Origin of the sequence: Flavobacterium ponti, assembly GCF_042652765.1 — a bacterium.
Classification (GTDB): domain Bacteria; phylum Bacteroidota; class Bacteroidia; order Flavobacteriales; family Flavobacteriaceae; genus Flavobacterium; species Flavobacterium ponti.
The window spans coordinates 340061-359335 of the sequence record NZ_JBHSGW010000004.1; the positions used below are offsets into that span (position 1 = coordinate 340061).

Genomic DNA, 19275 nt, shown 5'->3' on the forward strand with positions numbered 1-19275 from the left:
GACTTTTTTTATGATGTTATTTAATGATTATAAGTGTCAAATAAATATTGTAAAGTATCTGGAATGTTGTTGGCTTGCATTTTAGGATAAATAATTTGAGTATTCAGCCAATTTTCAATGATTTGACCAAAATCATCTCCAACATCTTTAAGCGTTGGAACACCTAATTGTTTTAAAGCAGCAGCATTACATTCTTGTTCGTAATGTTCTTTTATTGGAATAGAAAGCACTTTTTTGCCTAAAAACAAAGCTTCAGCTGGAGTTTCAAATCCACCACCAGTAATAATTCCTTCGCAATTGATTAAGCTATTGTTGAATTGTTTTTGTCCAACCGGAAAATAAGTAATGTTTCCAATAGTATGTATTTGTTTTACAGTATCTAAAAACCAATGAAATTCAACATCAACAACCGATTTAAAAGCTTTTTCTAAACAATCTTTATCAAATGAAGGTAAGTAAACTGTGATATGTTTTAGGTTTTTTGGAACAGCATTTACAATTTCATCTTTTATAATTGGAGGATGAATAAAAGAATCATATTGATCAAAATGCAATCCAATATTTTTAGGAGCTGGAGCATAATTTTTGAAAATAAATTCACCCATTAGACTTCTTTTTTCTGGTCTTGGAGTATTTGAAGAAACAAAACTCGCTTGATGTCCAAATTGAACCGAATGTACTTTTTGCAACTTACAAGCTAAAGCTGTGATAGAATCAAAATCATTGATAATCACATCATAATTTTTTAAAGGTAATGATTTAGCGTCTTTATAAATCTGATTGGGTTTGATGTTTTTTACTATATCCCAATAATCTAATCCACCACATTTGCTGTAATATAAACTACAACCTTTACTTTTATATTTTACGGGTAAATCGGTTTGAAGACTAGAATTGTTTCCACTTAAGAAAAAATCTACAGTTCCAAATTTTTGCAAATAGGGATAAATTTGCATGGCTCTACTGATGTGACCATTTCCGGTTGCCTGAATGGCATAAAATATTTTCATACATACATTTAACACAACAAAAATAGATTCATTATGTTGTGTTAATGTATTTTAAGTGTTATTTGATTATTAATATAAAGAAACTCTATAAGTAGTATTTTTATTTAGCTTTTCTTTTTAAAATTAGAGAACTAATAAGTGTAACAACTAATCCAACAGGTAAAATTTCCATATAAGTCATCATAGCATTAAAGAAAGGATTTTGATACATTTTTGCAAAACTTGCCATTTCTTCTACTTGTTTATCAATTTCTATTTGTGTTGCTCCACTTGCTTTTAATTCTTCAAGCATATGAGTTGAATATTTTTCAATAAAATCAGGAATAAAGAAAAAATAATCAATAAGCCAAGCTACAACATATATAGTCGAAGCAATAAGAACAATCATAATACCAATTTTAAAAGCTTTTCCGAAACTTATGATTCCACCATTATACTTGTCTCTGTAATTTTTTATGCCAACAAAAACAAGTGAAAAAGCAATAAGCATAGAAGCATACCCAATAAGCATACTAGTTTCAAAATCAACGTTTCCTTCACAGTGACTCATGTAATTAACACTTAAAAGCATTAAAGAAGAAACTATAATTCCAGCGATAATTCCGTAGATTAAAACATTTTTTGTACCCATAGTTTTTTATTTTTTTTAATTTGTACAAATATGAAAAAGTAAGTGAAAATTCCACTCATACTTTCGGCTATTTTTTTAATTTTACATTTAATTAGTACTTAAGTATGATTTGTTTTAGGGAACGAGTTGTAATTTTTTTGCCTTTTCAACTGCTTGTATCCTTCTTTTTACATTTAGCTTAGTAAAAAGATTTTGATTATGTGTTTTTACTGTACTTAATGAAACAAAAATTTTTTCAGCAATTTCTTGATTGCTATAACCTTGTGCTAATAAACCCAATATTTCTAATTCTCGCTTACTAATCTCAAGTTCATTAATAATGGTGTTATTTAGAATAAATATTTCATCATTCTTAATGTAAATTTCTTTTTCAACTACTAAAGTTTCAACTTTTGGTTTTGACAGTTTTAAAGCAAGCCAAATACCTAATACAGTAAAAATTAAAGCAATTGAACCAATATAAATTTCAAAAGAGTGATCGATAATTATAAAACGAAGTTCTAACCATTTGAGAAGAAATAGTAAAAAAGCTAAACTAATACCATAAAATATGGCTGCTTTATTTTTTAATAGAAAATTTTTGTAATAGGTCATATATCAAATATAATAAATTCTTAAAATAAAAATTAGAGTTTAGTTTTAAAATTTAAATCTAACTCGCTTCTAAAAATATTTCCATAATTTTACAATATCAAGTTCAAGGACAATTTCAAGAGCAAAAAATCAACAAGAAAATGAATAACAGAGAAAACCAATTACAAGCTTTCGGCCGATTATTAGATATCATGGATGATTTGCGTGAAAAATGTCCTTGGGATAAAAAGCAAACTTTAGAAAGTCTTCGTCATTTAACCATTGAAGAAACCTATGAATTGGGTGATGCCATTTTGGATAATGACATGCAAGAAATTAAAAAAGAGTTGGGTGATTTGTTGTTGCACATTGTTTTTTATGCTAAAATAGGAAGCGAAACAAAAGACTTTGATATAGGAGATGTAGCCAATTCTATTTGTGATAAGTTGATTGAAAGACATCCACATATTTATGGTGATGTAGTTGTGGAAGATGAAGAAGATGTCAAACGCAATTGGGAAAAATTAAAACTAAAAGAAGGTAGAAAATCAGTTTTAGAAGGAGTTCCTAAAAGTTTACCAGCTTTGGTAAAAGCCAGTCGTATTCAAGATAAAGTAAAAGGTGTTGGATTTGATTGGGAAGAAAGCCATCAAGTTTGGGATAAAGTGCAAGAAGAACTTAATGAGTTGCAAGAAGAAGTCAAAGTTGACAATCAAGACAAAATGGAAGCAGAATTTGGAGATGTTTTGTTCTCGATGATCAATTATGCTAGATTTCTAAAAATTAATCCAGAAGACGCTTTAGAACGTACGAATAAGAAATTCATGAAACGTTTTATGTATTTGGAAAGTAAAGCAGGTGAATTGGGTAAAAATTTATCGGATATGTCTTTAGCTGAAATGGATGTTTTTTGGGAAGAAGCAAAGAGGTTGTAGTGTAGAGTTTATTAAAGGTAAATTAGAGAAATTAGGGAAAAGAGATAAGGGATAAGTTGATAGAAAGTAGTTTGCAGTTCAACAATTTAACAATTAAGCAGTTTAACAAATAGAAAAAATGTATTACGCAGTAATTTTCACTTCAGAACGAACAGCAATAGAAGAAGGTTATGCTGAAATGGCTGTTTTGATGGAAGAATTAGCCAAGAAGCAGGAAGGTTTTCTGGGTGTTGAATCAGCAAGAAGTGAAATAGGAATTACGGTTTCGTATTGGAAAGATTTGGAATCCATAAAAAAATGGAAACAAAATTTAGAACATCTTGTAGCTCAAGAAAAGGGAAGAAGTGATTGGTATAAATCTTATACAACCCGAATTTGTTTAGTGGAAAGAGAATATAGTTTTAAAAAATAAAAAATCCCGAATGAATCGGGATTTTAACTTTACATATCTCTAAGTCTGGATAGTTTTTCTTTCCAAAGCTTTAAATCTTCTTTGTGTCTGTCGATACTTTTATGCACTTCTTTTATAAATGGATTTTCACCTTTTGAACTTGAAGTGATGAATTGAATGTTGTTTTCTAATTGGAAAATTTCACCTTGAACTTCATCAATTTTCTTCCGCAAGAAGAAAGCTTCTTTTTCTAAAGCTCTGTCATCATTGTTCTCAGCTAGATGTTCTAAACGATTATCAAATTTCATCAATTCAGTATCTTTTTTAGACAAGCTTAATTTTTCGAATAATGCATCTAAGACTTTATTGAATTTTCCTTCAATGTGCCTTTTGTTAAAAGGAACTCTCCCAAAAGATTTCCATTTTTCAATGTTGGCTTTTATAGCATCTAAATCTTTTTTGTGCTCTCCAGTTAATTCAAATGATTTTATTTCTTCTAAGAAGTTTTTCTTATTTTCATAAGCTTCAATTTCTTCTTTGTTTTCTTCATTTTGAACTTTGTGTAATCTATCAAAATATTCATTACAAGCAGATTTGAATTCTTTCCAAATTGAATCAGAATGTTTTCTTGGTACATGTCCAATTTTTTTCCATTCCTCTTGAATTTGCTTCATTATTGGAGTTGTAGCTTTAAAGTCTTCACTATCTTTTAGTGATTTTGCTTTTTCAACCAAAGCCATTTTTTTATTCAAATTGTCTTGTTGGTCGTGCTTGATTTCTTTATAAAAAGCATTTTTGTTTTTATTGAAATCACGAACAGCAGTTTTAAATTTTGCCCAAGTTTCTTCATTTAATTCAGCAGGTACTTTTCCAGCTTTGAAAAAAGTTTCGCGTAAAGCTTCCATTTTTTTCATTTGGTTTTGCCAACCTTTATGACCAGAAACTTCTTCAGTACCTAAGGCATTAATTTGAGCTATAATTTCTTGCTTAGCTTTGTAATGTTCCATTTCACGTTCACGAGCATTTGCATTTAAAGCTTCACGTTTATCGTGCATTTGTTTAGTGATTTCACTAAATTCATTCCAAACAGCTTCTCTGTGTTCTCTGTCTACTGGTCCAACTTCCTCTTTCCAAACTCTGTGTAATAACTGCAATTCTCTAAAAGCTTTCATTACGTCTGGTTCAGCTAATAAATCTTTAGCACGAACAATCAGTTGTTGTTTTTGTTCTAAATTATTTTTAAAATCTTGATCTCTAGCTTCCTTATCTAAATGAATTAAATCATAAAAACGCTCTACATGAAAATGATAATTGTTCCAAAGAATGTTGTATTTATCTCTTGGGATTGAACCAGCATTGTTCCAACGTTCTCTTATTTCGTTCATTTTTTTGAACATATCACCAATACTTTCATCTGTAGAATCTATAAGGTTTTTTAGATCTTCGATGATGTTATTTCTAACTTCAAAATTATTTTTTAAGTTACTTTGTAATTGGTTGTAGTGTTTTGATTTTTTGGAACGATAGTCATCAAAAATAGCATCAAATTTATTTTTTATTGGAGAATGGTATTCAAAACCATCTGTACTTCCTTCATTTTGTTCACTGTATTCTTCACGTTTTTCTTCTAAAACATCATGAAAATGTGACATAAACGCTTTTCTGATTTCTTCTACATGGTCTTTAATTGCCATTACTTTTTCATTAGAAACTAATTTGTCTAATTCTTCAGTAAGTGCTTCCATCGACATAGCATCATAATCCAATAAAGGGATTTCATGTCTGTCTTTTATAGAGTCATCCTCGCTTTCTTCTGCATTTGAATTGTCAATTTCATCCATTACATGGTTTGAAGAAGCTGTTTTAGATTCAGTTGTTTGTTCAACTTCTGGAGTTTCTTCTGTTGTAATGTTTTGATTTTCAACAATCTCATTTGTTGTTTCTGGTGCATTTTGTCCGTCTGCTTCTTGCAGGTTATCATTCTTTTCTTCTAACATGATTCATGTATAAGTTACTATTATGCGTCGAAGATACTAACTCATAGGGAAATTTCAAAAGAAAATCCTAAAGATTGAAGATTAAGCAGTAACGATTTTTTGAATTTGAAATTAAGAAAATACAATAAAATTACTTTTTATGCCAAATTTCCCACGATTTTTCAGCTTGAAAAAGCAGCATTTCATAGCCATTTTTTGTAGTTGCTCCTTGTTCTTTAGCTTTCTTTAAAAACATTGTTTCCTCAGGATTATAGACCAAATCATAAGCAATGTGTTTTTTTGTAAATAAGTTATAATCAAGGTTTGGACAAACATCAACATCTGGAAAAGTTCCAACAGGTGTTGTGTTGATGATTATAGTATATTCTTCAAAAATGGCTGCATCAATTTCATCATATGAAATTTGAAATTCATCAGGATTTCTTGATACAAAATCATATTCAATATTTAATTTTTTTAAGGCAAATGCAACTCCTTTACTTGCTCCACCAGTTCCTAAAATTAAAGCTTTTGTATGATTTGATTTTAAAAGTGGTTTTAGTGACTTTTTAAAACCATAAAAATCTGTATTATAACCTTTTAATTTCTTTTTTTTAGAAACCACAATTGTGTTTACAGAACCAATTTTTTTGGCATTCTTGGATAAAGAATCTAAATAAGGAATTATTTCTTCTTTGTAAGGAATGGTTACATTTAACCCTTTAATTCCTTTAGTTTCTGAGAATATTTTTGGAAAATGTTTTATAGAAGGAATATCAAAATTCAAATATTCGCAATTGTCATAATGTAATGTTTGAAATTTGTTAGTAAAGTGTTTTTTTGAAAAAGAATAGCTTATATTTTTTCCGACTAAACCATATTTTTTTTGTTTTTTTACTTTCTTCTTCATGTTTAAAGTATTAATTTTTACCCAAACGAGCTGCAATTTTTTCCATTCCGTAGATTACAAGAAAGCCAAATATAGCTAAAATTATTGATGTAATTACCTGAGCATCACCATTAAAATCTTGTGGTAAAATACTTTTTTCAATAAAAGGAACTGTTTCACCATGACTGTTTATGCGAGTTTCTAAAACTTCTTTCCAAGGCCAAACTTTATTCAATGAACCAATCATAAAACCTACTAACAAAGCTAATGTAGTGTTTTTATGGTGATCAAACATCCAATGTAAAATTTTTGAAAAAGCCTTTAAACCAATAATTGCTCCAATTGCAAAAACTCCCAATTTCATTAAAGCTGTTGATAGCATTTCCACATTCATTTGGGTAATTCCTTCTCTAAATTGATTTATTGTTCCAATTACTGTTTCATAAGAACCCATTAACAATAAGATAAATGCACCTGAAATTCCAGGTAATATCATGGCAATTATGGCAATAAATCCAGAAAGAAAAAGATAAGGATAACTTTCAGGACTACTTACTGGTCGTGCAATTGTAATGTAATATGTTAGAATTATTCCTAAAATTAACGCAACAATTGAAATAGTTTTCCAATTTGTAATTTGTTTCCAAATGAGTAAAATACTTGCAATAATTAATCCGAAAAAAAAGGACCAAACCATAATGGGTTTAGTAGCTAATAAATGAGTTATTATTTTGGAAAAAGTTAGTACACTTATTGCTATTCCAATAACTAAAGAAAGTAAAAAAGAAGCATTAGCTTGTTTCCAAGCTACTTTTAAACCTTCTTTTTTCAAGGTTTTTAGAAGTGATATATCAATATTATTGATACTATCAATTAACTCTTGATAAATACCAGAAATGAATGCAATTGTACCACCAGAAACTCCTGGCACAACATCAGCTGCACCCATGGCAATTCCTTTTAAGGTGATTAAGAAGTAATCTGGAAAAATTTTTCTCATGAAATGGAATACTTGAAAAAAGCCTAAATCAAAATTTTAAACTAGTTTCTAAATTTAATAATTTGATTTTGAATTGATTTTTTATCCCAAATTGCAGGAAAATGATTTTCTAAAATACTGTGATTCTTGTAGTTGCTTTGTAAAGCATTTACTAAATGAAATTTCCCTTTCTTAGTCTGATTTAAGATGTAATATAAACCAGCCAAACGGTATTCAATCTCATAATTGTCAGGATGATTTTCAACACCTTGTAATAATGCTTCAACAGCAATTTCATAATCACCAACATATTGTAGTGCATCAGCCCAATAAATATAGGTATCTAAATCAGTGTCACCTAATTCAAAAGCTCTTCTGTAACCATATTCAGCTTCTTCATATAGTTTTAAAGCTCTATTGATTGAAGCGAAACGTTTCCAATATAATTTATTATCACCTTCAATTCCGATAGCTTTATTTACATAATACAATGCTTTTTTAAAGTCAAGTTGTCTTACGTAAAAATCTGTAATGGCAATCCATGCTTTGTCCAATAATGGATCTTCATGAACTGTTTTTGAATAATATTTTAAGGCTTCTTTGTTGTTGCCTAATTTTTCATAACATTTTGCTACACGCAATAAAACAAACGAAGTAACATCGTCTAATTCCATTGTGATTGTATAACAGTCAATAGCTTCTTGGTATTTTCTTAATTTTTCTAAAGCTTTTGCTTTTTCAAGATAAGCTCCTAAAAAAGTTTCGTCAATCAGTGTTGCATAATCAAATGCCCAAACTGCTTTTTCATAGTTTTTTAATGCATAATGTTGACGACCTAATTGGTGCCAAGCTACTTCGCTATATGGATTTTTGTTGATGAAACTATCTAAATAGGTAACAGCTTCAGCATTTTGATCTAAAAAGTCAAAACAGTAAACAACATTATATAGTGAAGAATAATCTTCTGTATCTTCATTTAAACATTTGATGAAATTTTCTTTGGCTAATTCTAAATTATCCATAAAAAGATATTCCATTCCAATCATAGAATAGACATCTGCAAAATCATCAGTATATTGAAGTGCTGTTTTTAATGACTCAATCGCTTTTTCGTGTTCATCTTTTTTAGAAAAAATATTCGCTTTTTGGATATAAATTTCTTCGTTAGTAGGTTCAATTGCGTATAATTCATTCAACAGTTTGTCTGCTAAATCAATTTTATCATCAAAAATAAGAAGTTCTACTTGAACTAATTTTAAACCAGTAGATTTTGGGTGTTGTTCTAAAGCAAGTTTAAGTGCTTTTTTGGCAAGATTTAACCTTCCTGTATCCATGTAATGAAGTATGATATCTTCAAACTCTTCAGAATCAAAAAATAAAACTTTGTTAGTTTTAAGCATTGACTCAAATTTGGATAAGGATAAGCCTTGGTTGTTTTCTTCTTCGTGACTCAAATTCATAGCTTTTGGTTTTGAAAATTTATCCTATCTAAAATTAACTAAATTATAAGCTAATCTAATTTGAAGCTTGTATTGTTTTAAACAATTTAATTAACAATTTGAATAGATAAACCGCTAAAAGTTAGGAAGTAAAGGTTTTGATATTTTCTGATTTCCAATAAATCTCTTTTATTCAGCGTCAATTTCATTAAGAACTTCAAGAATAATGCCACAACCTTCTTCTATTTCTTCATTTGAAATGGTAAGTGGTGGAGTTATACGAATAGCAGAGCCTTCAAAGAGTAGCCAAAATAAAATTAATCCTTTTTCTTGGCAGCGAAGAATGACTTTGTTGGTTATTTCAGGACTTTTTGTCATGGCAGCTAACATTAAGCCTTTTCCTCGAACTTCAGTTATTAAAGGATGAACTAATAATTTTCTGAATAGATTTTCTTTTTCTAATGTTTGTTGTATCAAATTAGTTTCGGTTAATTCTTGTAGAGTTGCTAAACAAGCTGCTGCAATTACTGGATGACCTCCAAAAGTTGTGATATGTCCTAGTTTTGGATTATCGCTTAATAAATCCATCATTTTTTCGGAAGCAGTGAAAGCACCAACAGGCATTCCACTTCCCATTCCTTTTCCCATAACTACAACATCTGGAATGATATCATAATTTTGGAAACCAAATAATTTTCCTGTTCGACCGAAACCTGGTTGGATTTCATCTAAAATCATAACAGCACCAACTTCATCACAACGTTGACGAACTTTTTTAAGAAAATCGTTTTCAGGTTTAATAAATCCTGCTCCACCTTGAATGGTTTCCAATAAAATTCCAGCTGTTTTTGTGGTAATTTTTTCTAAATCAGCTTCATTATTAAAAGTAATAAAATCCACATCTGGAATTAAAGGTCTGAAGATTTGTTTGCGTTCTTCAAAACCCATCACACTCATACTTCCCATAGTATTTCCATGATAAGCATTGTGACAGGAAATTAATTGACTTCTTCCTGTGACTCTACGAGCTAACTTTAAAGCACCTTCAATAGCTTCTGTTCCAGAATTTACTAAATAGGTTTTTGTTAATGGATAAGGAAGATTTTTGGCTAAAAGTTTACATAATTCTGTTGCAGGTGATTGTGCGTATTCTCCATAAACCATAACATGTGAATATTTGTCCAATTGATTTTTTATAGCATCATTCACTCTTTTGTTTTGATGACCTAAAGTACAAGCAGAAACTCCAGCTACAAAATCAAGAAATTTATTTCCTTTTGTATCATATATATAAGAGCCTTTAGCATGAGAAATTTCCATGGCTAATGGGTGAGGAGTGGTTTGTGCTTGGTATTTGAAAAAATCGGATAACATTTTTTATAATAGGTAATGGGTAATAGGTTATAGGTAATAGTTTAAATACGTTAAAAGCTTTAAGACTGCTTTCTGCAATCTGCTAATTAAATACTAATTACTCTTTCTTTTTAGGATTGTTTTTATCGTAGTCCAATGTTTCCTTAAGAACTTCCATTGGTACATCTTCTAATAATTCTTTGGCATTCGTTTCTTTTTGAATTTTTTCATCTAAATCGAGTTCTTCTTGCGGAAAAATATCGTCTTTGGATTTTATTTCTTCATCACCTCTCCAAACAAAACCTCTAAGTCTTCTTGCATTTTCAGGGAATTCTGATTCTGGATATAAAAAACTTTCAGTACTAGTAAAAAATGTCATGTCTTGAATAGTATTATCTTCTAGTTTTAAATTTATAGTACTACAAACTTTTTTGTCAATTCCAATTAGTTCACCATCTTCTTCATTACGTAAGTAGAAAATACCTTCACAGTTTTTTACGATGTCTACTTCATAAAGCTTATTGTCTCTAAATTTTCCATATAAATTTTGACCTTTAACTTGGCTGTAACCATTTTCGCTTAAGGTGTCTTTTTGAATTAAAAATGCATTGTTCAATACTTTCAAAGAATCTACTTTTTCAGTTTTGTTATTTCCAATAATATGCATCACGTCTCCAGTCATTTGACTTTTGTTGCTCCATAAAACAGGTCTTCCTATTAATTTTGATAAGGCATTTTTATTACTTGAATGTAAAGAATCGCATTTTCCACTCATATCTAAATTATAGAATCTAACGTTATTGTAAGCTCTTATAATTCGATCTTCTGGTGGACCAGTTACCAAGATTTTTTTTCCGTGCATGTACATAGAATCATTTTCGGTTTTGGTGATGACTAATGCTTTTTTAGTAATAAACATTGAGTCATTCTTGGTTGTAGTGTTTCTGTAAACTTCTGCGTAATGTCCTTTTGCTACTAGATTATTTACAGTGTCTGTAATTTTTACATTGTTGATTAATTTAGAGAAATTTTTCTTTCGGTCATAAAAGATATCATTACCTTCAATTCTTCGACTATTATAAAGAATATGAGAATTTTTCTTTAGTTTTCCAATATCATTTGTTGTGTCATAAAAACCATTTTCTGTATAAATATAATCGGTTTTACTTGTGATTGTTGATGGTCCAAAAACATAAGCATGACCTGAATTATCATAATAATCCAAATGATTGGTTTTTATGGTGCTTCTGGGATTTACAACTGTTACAGCAGTTTTGAATGAATATTTTTTCTCATTTAAATAATATCTGCCAGATTTACTTTTTAAAGTATTGTCTTTGTTTGTTATAGTTCCAAAGCTGTTGTAGAAAGCTTGTTGTGCTTTTCTATCGAAGAAAATAGTGTCTGTCACTAAGTTTGAATCTGGAGAACGCATGTTTACATTTCCAGTTGCATAGGCAAACTCTTTATCTCCATTATATTCTGCATAACGACTGTTCATAAAAATAGTATCACCTTGAACCATTTGAACATTTCCAAAAGCTTTTACATAATTTTCATCTGTAAAATGATAGGCTTTGTTGCAACTAATTTTTACACCATTGTGAAGCACTCGAACATTTCCTGTAAAGACAATTGCTCCTGGAATTTCATTTTGATTTTTATCAATGAAGTCAGAATGTTCAATTACAATTTTACTTGATTTCTTGTTTTCATCTTGTGCAAAAAGAGAAAAATTAGAAAGAATTATAATAAAAAATAGGTATTTTAAATTTTTCAATGCTATTTATTTTGCGTCAAATTTAATTAAAAAGTACATAAGCTGATTTCAATTAAGAAAGTTTTATAAGTATATGTATGAAAAAACCGTAGAATCAGCTTTTTTACTGAAAACTACGGTTTTAATTTATTTGAATTTCTTCTTACTTTGTAATTGTTTGTTTTCTGTCTGGTCCAACTGAGATAACTTTAATTGGTACTTCAACTTCTTTTTCAATGAATTCGATATAATCTTTTAATTCTTTTGGTAATTCATCATACGTTGTCATTTTTGTTAAATCAGCTTGCCAACCTTTCATTTCAGTGTAAACTGGTTCTACATTTTCTGGTTCAATATTGTAAGGTAAATGACTGATGTTTTCTCCTTTGTAAGTGTAGGCTGTACAAACTTTCAATGTATCAAATCCAGATAAAACATCACCTTTCATCATGTAAAGTTCAGTTACACCATTTACTTGAACAGCATATTTTAAAGCAACTAAGTCCAACCAACCACATCTTCTTGCTCTTCCTGTTACAGAACCAAATTCGTTACCGATTTTTGCCATAGAAGCACCAACTTCGTCAAATAATTCAGTTGGAAATGGTCCACTTCCAACACGAGTTGTGTATGCTTTGAAAATTCCGAAAACTTCTTTTACTTTATTTGGAGCGATTCCTAAACCTGTACAAGCACCAGCAGCAGTTGTATTAGAAGACGTTACAAATGGATATGTTCCAAAATCAACATCTAATAATGAACCTTGAGCACCTTCAGCTAAGATTGATTTTCCTTCTTTTAATGATTTGTTTAAATATTCTTCAGAATCAATAAAAGTTAATTTTTTTAATTCTTCAATAGATGCAAAAAATTCATCTTCCATTTCTTGAAGGTTGTATTGTAAATCTACATCATAAAAAGCAATCATTGACTCATGTTTGTCAGCTAAAGCTCTATAACGCAATTTGAAATCTTCTAATTCAATATCACCCACACGAAGTCCATTTCTACCTGTTTTGTCCATATAAGTTGGTCCAATTCCTTTTAAAGTAGAACCAATTTTTGCTTTACCTTTTGAAGCTTCAGAAGCAGCATCAAGTAATCTGTGAGTTGGTAATATAAGGTGAGCTTTTCTAGAGATGAATAACTTAGAAGTTACATCCATATCGAATTTTTCTAAACCTTCAATTTCTTTATGAAAGACAACAGGATCAATTACAACACCGTTTCCGATGATGTTTTTAGCGTTTTTATGAAAAATACCAGAAGGAATAGTTCTTAAAACATGTTTAATTCCGTCAAATTCTAAAGTGTGTCCAGCATTTGGTCCACCTTGAAAACGAGCGATAATATCATATTTTGAAGTAAGAACATCAACGATTTTTCCTTTTCCTTCGTCACCCCATTGTAATCCTAGTAATAAATCTACGGTCATTTTGTAAATATTTGTTGTAAGTTGTATTGTAGTTAATTTTCTTTTTTAGTTGCATAGAAGTAAAGAGAATGTGTATTGATTTCAATACCAAAAATTTCTTCCATGGTTTGTTTGATTTGTTGAATTCTTGGATCACAAAATTCGATAACTTCACCAGAATCTGTCATGATAATGTGATCGTGTTGTTTATCGAAGTATGATTTTTCGTAATGTGCTTGATTTTGGCCAAATTGATGACGACGAACCAATCCACATTCTAACAATAATTCTATAGTGTTGTAAAGTGTTGCTCTACTGACACGATAGTTTTTATTTTTCATTTTGATGTACAAAGATTCGATATCAAAATGTTCAGTTGATTCATATATTTCTTGAAGTATAGCGTAGCGTTCAGGAGTTTTGCGGTGAGCTTTTTCTTCTAAATACTTTGTAAAAACATTTTTTACTACTTCTTGATTTGTGTTGTTTTCCATAGGGTTAACCATCAAATAATGGCAAAGATACTTTTATTTTTTTGATTTTGTTTTCTGTATGAAATAGGTTTTCCAAATTTATTAACAAAAATTAAGTTTATTGAAAATTTTAATTTTTATAAATCCTTGTAATTTTATCTATTCCATCTACTTTTTTGATGTTTTCAATTAGTTTTTTCAAGATGGTGTTGTTGGCAACTACAACCGTAATTTTTCCATTGAAAATTCCAGCATCACTGCTCAAAGATATGTTTTGAATATTAACGTGCATTTGGTTTGAAATTACTTTAGTCAACTCATTTGTTAATCCTAAAGTATCCATTCCTGTTATGTTTAATGTTGCTCTAAATTCCTCTTGGCTTGAATCAATCCATTTGGCTTGCAAAATTCGATAAGCGTAGTTAGATTGCATGCTGATTGCATTTGGACAATCTTTTCTATGTACCTTGATTCCTTCACTAATAGTAACAAATCCAAAAACATCATCTCCAGGAATAGGATTACAACAAGTAGAAAGTTTGTATTCTAACTTGTCTTGAGCTGCTCCAAAAACAAGCATGTCGTATTTTTTGTTCAGCTCATTTTTTTTAATTTGCTCAGGTTTTGCGCTTGGAGCTCTTGTAATTGTTTTCTTGAAGAAATTAACTAACGTATTACTTTTCTGAGCAGCATATTCTTTCAGTTTTTGATTTTCAATAGAACCTGAACCGACTTTATAAAACAAATCTAAACTAGTTTGTAGTTTAAAAAAGGTAACTAATTCATTAACGGTTGTTTCATTGAGTGTAATTTTAAGATGACGAAGTTTTCGGGTAAGAATTTCTTTTCCTTCATCTGCAATTCTTTTGGTGCTTTCATTTAAAACATTTTTAATCTTGTTCTTTGCACGAGAAGTAGTTACGTAATCCAACCATTGTGAAGTTGGTTTTTGATTTTCAGAAGTAATAATTTCAACTTGATCACCACTGTTTAAAACATAGTTTAAAGGAACCAATTTACCATTAACTCTTGTTCCTCTTGTTTTACAACCAATTTCTGAGTGAATACTGAAAGCAAAATCGAGTGAGGTTGCTCCTTTGGGTAAGGATTTTATATCACCTTTTGGAGTAAAAACATAAATTTCTTTGGCATATAAATTCAGCTTAAAATCTTCTACAAAATCAACTGCATTACTAGTTGTTTGGTTTTCAATAGCTTCTTTTAATTGGTTTAACCAAATTTCCAAACCATGTTCTTCAGTACCAACACCTTTGTATTTGTGATGCGCAGCATATCCTTTTTCAGCAATTTCATCCATTCGTTCACTTCGCACTTGAATTTCAACCCAACGTCCTTTTGGTCCCATTACAGTGATGTGCAATGCTTCATAACCAGTTGATTTTGGGGATGAAATCCAATCACGCAAACGACTTGGACTTGGACGATAATGATCAGTTACTATAGAATATATTTTCCAAGCTAAAAATTTCTCGTCATGCAAATCTGATTTATAAATGATGCGAAGCGCAAACTTGTCATACACTTCATCAAAGGTTACCCCTTGATTTTTCATTTTTCTTCGAATCGAATAAATAGATTTGGGTCTTCCTTTTAAAGAAAATTCAATTCCTTCTTTATTCAATGATTCGGTTAAGACATCTGAAATTGATTTTATATAAGCGTCTTGTTCTTCCTTAGTTTCTTTTATTTTACTTACGATATCATTGTAAACTTCCGGTTCCGTATATTTTAAACCTAAATCTTCTAATTGCGTTTTGATATTGTACAAACCTAAACGATGAGCTAACGGTGCATAAATATAAAGTGTTTCCGAAGCAATTTTTGCTTGTTTATAATCCACCATGCTTTCCATAGTTTGCATATTGTGCAATCTATCGGCAATTTTGATTAAGATTACTCGGACATCTTCATTAAGAGTTAATAGCATTTTACGGAAATTTTCCGCTTGTAGAGAAACTTCTTGTTCGGTTTTAACTTGAGCAATTTTGGTTAATCCTTCGACTAATTGAGCGATTTTTGGATTAAACATTTTTTCAATGTCATCAACAGTGATTTCTGTGTCTTCAACGACATCATGCATCAAAGCAGCAGCAATTGAAGTAGCTCCAAGACCAATTTCTGAAGCGACAATTTTTGCCACAGCAATAGGATGGAAGATATAAGCTTCTCCCGACTTTCGTCTTTGGTCTTTGTGGGCATCAACGGCTACATCAAACGCTTTTCGAATTAATTTCTTATCATCGGTTGTAAGTGTTTGATAACTAATGCGTAAAAGTTCTTTGTATTCTTTGGCAATCGCTTTGTTTTCAGCTTCAATATCAATTTCTATCATAGGTTTGCATTAGATACCTAAAGTTATAACAAAGTTATGGATTGGACAAATGTTTTTTTGGGATTTTTGATGTACTATCTCGGGTTTTAATTAATTGGGACAAAATATTCTTTTTTCAGCTAATTTTTTAATCAAAAAACCAAATCTGACAATAACCTAAATCAAAGTAATGGGTAAAAATAGTCATTATTATACCAATTAAATAAATGAATTTCACATAATTTGGTATCATCTTATTTCTAAACTTACTGTAATCAAGTATAAAAATTAAACCTCCAAATAAAATAGCTATATGTCCTAATATTGGTATTGGATACATAAAATCATATAAAAAGTTTACAGGAGTATTTTTAGGATCAAAATTGTAAAATTTTGTTGAATTTATAGATAACATTGTTATTAAAACATACACATAAATAGACAATAAGCCTATTATTGGCATATATAGAATAAAGTAAAATGTTTTTTTTATTTTTTTAATAATTTATAGGGTATTAGGGTCAAAATAATCAAAATAATCAAAAAGTATATCAGACTATTAAAATTTGTATTGTTCTTAAGATATAATTCATCATTTTCTTTATCTATGTATAATTTCATCTTTTGATATATTTTTAAGCTATCACAAAATTTATAATCTAAATCTAAATTATAAATAGAATCTGAATACTTAACAGATATACTACTCATGTTTTTATTTGACGTTTTAAGTCCTAATTTATAATCACAATTTTTATCAATTAGAATTGCTTCAACTAAGTTTTCATTTGAAGAAACTTTTTCATATTTATATTTTTTATAGGTTAACAATAAAAGAATACTAAAAAAAAATAAAGACAAAACAAATTGTTGTTTAAAGTAATATTTCATAATAAAAAATTTATCAAAACCCACGTTGCCTTTTAGCTTCAAACAATAAAATGGCAGCAGCTACTGATACATTCATAGAATCAATTTCACCTTGCATGGGAATTATGATGTTTTGAGTGCTTTCATCTCTCCAAAGTTGGGTTAAACCTGTAGCTTCTGTTCCTACTACTAAAGCCGTTGGAGTAGAGTAGTCCACTTTATGGTATTCGTTTGAGTTTTGTAAGGTTGCACTATAAAAATTGATGTTTTTTTCTTTTAAAAAAGTAATAACTTCTTCGCTTGTTCCTGAAGCAATTTGGTTTGTAAATAAACACCCAACACTTGAACGAACGATATTTGGATTATATAAATCACTTTTTGGATTGGCTAAAATAACAGCATCAATATTGGCTGCATCAGCTGTACGAAGCATGGCTCCAATGTTTCCTGGCTTTTCAATGGATTCTAAAACTAAAATTAATGGATTTTCTGGTAGTTTTAAATCGGAAAGTGATAGGTTTTTGGTTTTGGCAATCGCTACAATTCCTTCTGTCGTATCGCGATAAGCTAATTTTTGGTAAACATCTTTTGAAATTTCGATAGTGTTAAACTGTTTAATTGTTAAACTGTTAAGTTGTTTTTCGGAAATTAATTCGGGTAGAAATAATATTGTTTCTATTTCGTAATTTCCTTTTATGGCTAATTCAATTTCTCGTTTTCCTTCAATTAAAAAGGTACCGGTTTGTTTGCGTGCTTTTGCTTTTTCTTGCAATTGCACAAGTGATTTGATATAAGGATTTTGTATGGAAGTGATTTGTTTCATTTTTTAAGTTTCTGAGAGACTAAGTTGCATGGTAACTAAGTTTTTCTCTGCTTTTATTTTTCAATAGCTTATAAAATTGTTTTGTGACTGTTTAATTTTAGCTACTCAGTCACTTTGCCACTTTGAAACTTTTCTTTATATCGTTCGTATAATTCGGTTTGGTGACTTTCTAAACTGATTTGTCTTCCATCAATAAAAGCTGTTGTGACTTTATTCGTTTTCATGTCCAAAGCATCACCTTCTGAGATGAATAGGGTAGCACTTTTTCCACTTTCTAAAGTTCCGTAATTGGAATCAATTCCTAATATTTTTGCAGAATTTGAAGTGATTAATTGTAACGCTTTTTCTTTATCCATTCCCCAAGCCACACAAGTTCCTGCATAAAATGGTAAGTTTCTGACTTGCATTCTTTCCATGTCACCCATGTTTTCTAACCCAACTAAAACTCCAGCATCGGATAATAATTTGGCATTTTTGAACGGTAAATTAACGTCTTCGTCTTCTAATATTGGTAAATCATGCACTCTTCTTAAAAGAACAGAAACGTTGTTTTCAAGTAATAAAGGAGCATTTTTATACGCATAATAACCACCAACAATAGTCATTTTTTGGATGTTGTTTTTCTTTTTGAATAAGATTGCATCAATTATTTCTTTTTCACCATCAGCATGAATGAATAACGTTTTTGTACCATTTTCTAACCCTTTCATTGCTTCATAAGGGATGTCTTTGACCGTTACATTTGAAGCAGCATAAGCTTTTGCATTGTTAAAGAAATTCTGAATTTCAGTAGTTTGCTCATCGTATTTTTTGTTGGGTTGAATTCCTCCTGGTTCAGCCCACCAACCTGTTTGAGAGTAACTTCTCGGCCAGTTTAAGTGAATACCGTCATTTTCTTTTATGATTGCATCTTCCCAATTCCAAGCATCTAGTTGAACGATTGATGAAGTTCCAGAAATTCTTCCACCTCTAGGAGTAATTTGGGCAATTAAAATACCATTAGGACGAGCAGCTTCGACCAAACCTGATTCTGCATTGTAAGCAACTATACTTCGAATGTGAGGATTCATTTCACCCATTTCGCTTTCATCATCAGAAGCTTTTACCGCATCAATCTCGACTAAACCAAGAGTAGCATTTGGAGAAATAAAACCAGGATAAATTTCTTTACCTGATGCATTAATTACAGTATCATGTTTGGCTGGTTTTACCATTGTTCCATCATAAATGCCAGCAATTTTTCCATCTTTAATATAAATAAGGCTGTTTTCAATGATTGTTCCGTTTCCAATATGTGCTTTTCCACCCAAAATAAGGATGCTTTTTGTTTGTTTTGAAGCTGGAGTTTGTTGTCCAAAGGCAAAACTTGTCAGTAATAATATGAATATGTATTTTTTCATTTTAAAATGTATGTTTCAATTTGTTTTT

At 30.0% G+C, this 19275-nt stretch carries 17 protein-coding genes; 2 read left to right on the forward strand and 15 right to left on the reverse strand.

Annotated features, from left to right (window positions below):
* Window positions 1–20: 20 nt before the first annotated feature.
* The 3 genes from ACFO3U_RS06980 to ACFO3U_RS06990 form a co-directional block, all read right to left on the reverse strand.
* Window positions 21–1010, reverse strand: coding sequence for a glycosyltransferase family protein (locus ACFO3U_RS06980; RefSeq protein WP_379739730.1), 990 nt, complete (start codon window positions 1008–1010; stop codon window positions 21–23).
* Between the two features lie 100 nt (window positions 1011–1110).
* Entirely contained in the window at window positions 1111–1641 is a 531-nt protein-coding gene (locus tag ACFO3U_RS06985) for a DUF4199 domain-containing protein (protein WP_379739733.1), read from the reverse strand.
* A 114-nt stretch (window positions 1642–1755) separates the two neighbouring features.
* Entirely contained in the window at window positions 1756–2235 is a 480-nt protein-coding gene (locus tag ACFO3U_RS06990; RefSeq protein ID WP_379739736.1) for a response regulator transcription factor, read from the reverse strand.
* A gap of 140 nt (window positions 2236–2375) precedes the next feature.
* On the opposite strand from ACFO3U_RS06990, the gene mazG reads away from it, so the two are divergent.
* A complete protein-coding gene (gene mazG, locus ACFO3U_RS06995; protein WP_379739739.1) occupies window positions 2376–3149 on the forward strand; it encodes a nucleoside triphosphate pyrophosphohydrolase in 774 nt (257 codons plus the stop codon).
* 118 nt (window positions 3150–3267) lie between these two features.
* Window positions 3268–3561, forward strand: coding sequence for an antibiotic biosynthesis monooxygenase family protein (locus tag ACFO3U_RS07000; RefSeq protein ID WP_379739742.1), 294 nt, complete (start codon window positions 3268–3270; stop codon window positions 3559–3561).
* 29 nt (window positions 3562–3590) lie between these two features.
* Here the strand turns inward: ACFO3U_RS07000 and ACFO3U_RS07005 are convergent, their stop codons facing one another.
* The 12 genes from ACFO3U_RS07005 to ACFO3U_RS07060 all read right to left on the reverse strand — a co-directional run bounded on the left by ACFO3U_RS07005 (window position 3591) and on the right by ACFO3U_RS07060 (window position 19247).
* Window positions 3591–5537: a DUF349 domain-containing protein gene (locus ACFO3U_RS07005; protein ID WP_379739745.1), complete on the reverse strand. Its 1947-nt coding sequence runs from the start codon at window positions 5535–5537 to the stop codon at window positions 3591–3593.
* Between the two features lie 130 nt (window positions 5538–5667).
* Window positions 5668–6426 carry a shikimate dehydrogenase family protein gene (locus tag ACFO3U_RS07010; RefSeq protein WP_379739748.1) on the reverse strand — a complete coding sequence of 253 codons (759 nt, stop codon included), beginning with the start codon at window positions 6424–6426 and terminating at the stop codon, window positions 5668–5670.
* A 10-nt stretch (window positions 6427–6436) separates the two neighbouring features.
* Complete coding sequence (locus tag ACFO3U_RS07015; RefSeq protein WP_379739751.1) at window positions 6437–7405, reverse strand: DUF368 domain-containing protein; 969 nt, start codon at window positions 7403–7405, stop codon at window positions 6437–6439.
* Window positions 7406–7446: 41 nt separating this feature from the next.
* Window positions 7447–8844 carry a tetratricopeptide repeat protein gene (locus ACFO3U_RS07020; RefSeq protein WP_379739754.1) on the reverse strand — a complete coding sequence of 466 codons (1398 nt, stop codon included), beginning with the start codon at window positions 8842–8844 and terminating at the stop codon, window positions 7447–7449.
* A 168-nt stretch (window positions 8845–9012) separates the two neighbouring features.
* On the reverse strand, window positions 9013–10197 hold the full coding sequence (locus ACFO3U_RS07025; protein WP_379739757.1) for an aspartate aminotransferase family protein: 1185 nt from the start codon (window positions 10195–10197) through the stop codon (window positions 9013–9015).
* Window positions 10198–10294: 97 nt separating this feature from the next.
* The gene (locus ACFO3U_RS07030; protein ID WP_379739760.1) at window positions 10295–11956 is read right to left on the reverse strand and encodes an OstA-like protein; all 1662 of its coding nucleotides are present in this window, start codon (window positions 11954–11956) and stop codon (window positions 10295–10297) included.
* Window positions 11957–12098: 142 nt separating this feature from the next.
* Window positions 12099–13370 (reverse strand): adenylosuccinate synthase, encoded by a 1272-nt coding sequence (locus tag ACFO3U_RS07035; protein ID WP_379739763.1) that lies wholly within the window; start codon window positions 13368–13370, stop codon window positions 12099–12101.
* Window positions 13371–13402: 32 nt separating this feature from the next.
* The gene (locus tag ACFO3U_RS07040; protein ID WP_379739766.1) at window positions 13403–13843 is read right to left on the reverse strand and encodes a Fur family transcriptional regulator; all 441 of its coding nucleotides are present in this window, start codon (window positions 13841–13843) and stop codon (window positions 13403–13405) included.
* 109 nt (window positions 13844–13952) lie between these two features.
* Entirely contained in the window at window positions 13953–16175 is a 2223-nt protein-coding gene (locus tag ACFO3U_RS07045) for a RelA/SpoT family protein (protein ID WP_379739769.1), read from the reverse strand.
* Between the two features lie 468 nt (window positions 16176–16643).
* Window positions 16644–17045 carry a hypothetical protein gene (locus tag ACFO3U_RS07050; RefSeq protein WP_379739772.1) on the reverse strand — a complete coding sequence of 134 codons (402 nt, stop codon included), beginning with the start codon at window positions 17043–17045 and terminating at the stop codon, window positions 16644–16646.
* Between the two features lie 13 nt (window positions 17046–17058).
* Window positions 17059–17847, reverse strand: coding sequence for a TrmH family RNA methyltransferase (locus tag ACFO3U_RS07055; RefSeq protein WP_379739774.1), 789 nt, complete (start codon window positions 17845–17847; stop codon window positions 17059–17061).
* A 101-nt stretch (window positions 17848–17948) separates the two neighbouring features.
* Window positions 17949–19247 carry an amidohydrolase family protein gene (locus ACFO3U_RS07060; RefSeq protein ID WP_379739777.1) on the reverse strand — a complete coding sequence of 433 codons (1299 nt, stop codon included), beginning with the start codon at window positions 19245–19247 and terminating at the stop codon, window positions 17949–17951.
* Window positions 19248–19275 lie beyond the last annotated feature (28 nt).

What these genes read in the sequence shown, in the direction of transcription:
- ACFO3U_RS06980 (WP_379739730.1), bottom strand. Translation starts at nt 1,010, where the DNA reads ATGAAAATATTTTATGCCATTCAGGCAACCGGAAATGGTCACATCAGT.
- ACFO3U_RS06985 (WP_379739733.1), bottom strand. Translation starts at nt 1,641, where the DNA reads ATGGGTACAAAAAATGTTTTAATCTACGGAATTATCGCTGGAATTATA.
- ACFO3U_RS06990 (WP_379739736.1), bottom strand. Translation starts at nt 2,235, where the DNA reads ATGACCTATTACAAAAATTTTCTATTAAAAAATAAAGCAGCCATATTT.
- mazG (WP_379739739.1), top strand. Translation starts at nt 2,376, where the DNA reads ATGAATAACAGAGAAAACCAATTACAAGCTTTCGGCCGATTATTAGAT.
- ACFO3U_RS07000 (WP_379739742.1), top strand. Translation starts at nt 3,268, where the DNA reads ATGTATTACGCAGTAATTTTCACTTCAGAACGAACAGCAATAGAAGAA.
- ACFO3U_RS07005 (WP_379739745.1), bottom strand. Translation starts at nt 5,537, where the DNA reads ATGTTAGAAGAAAAGAATGATAACCTGCAAGAAGCAGACGGACAAAAT.
- ACFO3U_RS07010 (WP_379739748.1), bottom strand. Translation starts at nt 6,426, where the DNA reads ATGAAGAAGAAAGTAAAAAAACAAAAAAAATATGGTTTAGTCGGAAAA.
- ACFO3U_RS07015 (WP_379739751.1), bottom strand. Translation starts at nt 7,405, where the DNA reads ATGAGAAAAATTTTTCCAGATTACTTCTTAATCACCTTAAAAGGAATT.
- ACFO3U_RS07020 (WP_379739754.1), bottom strand. Translation starts at nt 8,844, where the DNA reads ATGAATTTGAGTCACGAAGAAGAAAACAACCAAGGCTTATCCTTATCC.
- ACFO3U_RS07025 (WP_379739757.1), bottom strand. Translation starts at nt 10,197, where the DNA reads ATGTTATCCGATTTTTTCAAATACCAAGCACAAACCACTCCTCACCCA.
- ACFO3U_RS07035 (WP_379739763.1), bottom strand. Translation starts at nt 13,370, where the DNA reads ATGACCGTAGATTTATTACTAGGATTACAATGGGGTGACGAAGGAAAA.
- ACFO3U_RS07040 (WP_379739766.1), bottom strand. Translation starts at nt 13,843, where the DNA reads ATGGAAAACAACACAAATCAAGAAGTAGTAAAAAATGTTTTTACAAAG.
- ACFO3U_RS07045 (WP_379739769.1), bottom strand. Translation starts at nt 16,175, where the DNA reads ATGATAGAAATTGATATTGAAGCTGAAAACAAAGCGATTGCCAAAGAA.
- ACFO3U_RS07050 (WP_379739772.1), bottom strand. Translation starts at nt 17,045, where the DNA reads ATGAAATATTACTTTAAACAACAATTTGTTTTGTCTTTATTTTTTTTT.
- ACFO3U_RS07055 (WP_379739774.1), bottom strand. Translation starts at nt 17,847, where the DNA reads ATGAAACAAATCACTTCCATACAAAATCCTTATATCAAATCACTTGTG.
- ACFO3U_RS07060 (WP_379739777.1), bottom strand. Translation starts at nt 19,247, where the DNA reads ATGAAAAAATACATATTCATATTATTACTGACAAGTTTTGCCTTTGGA.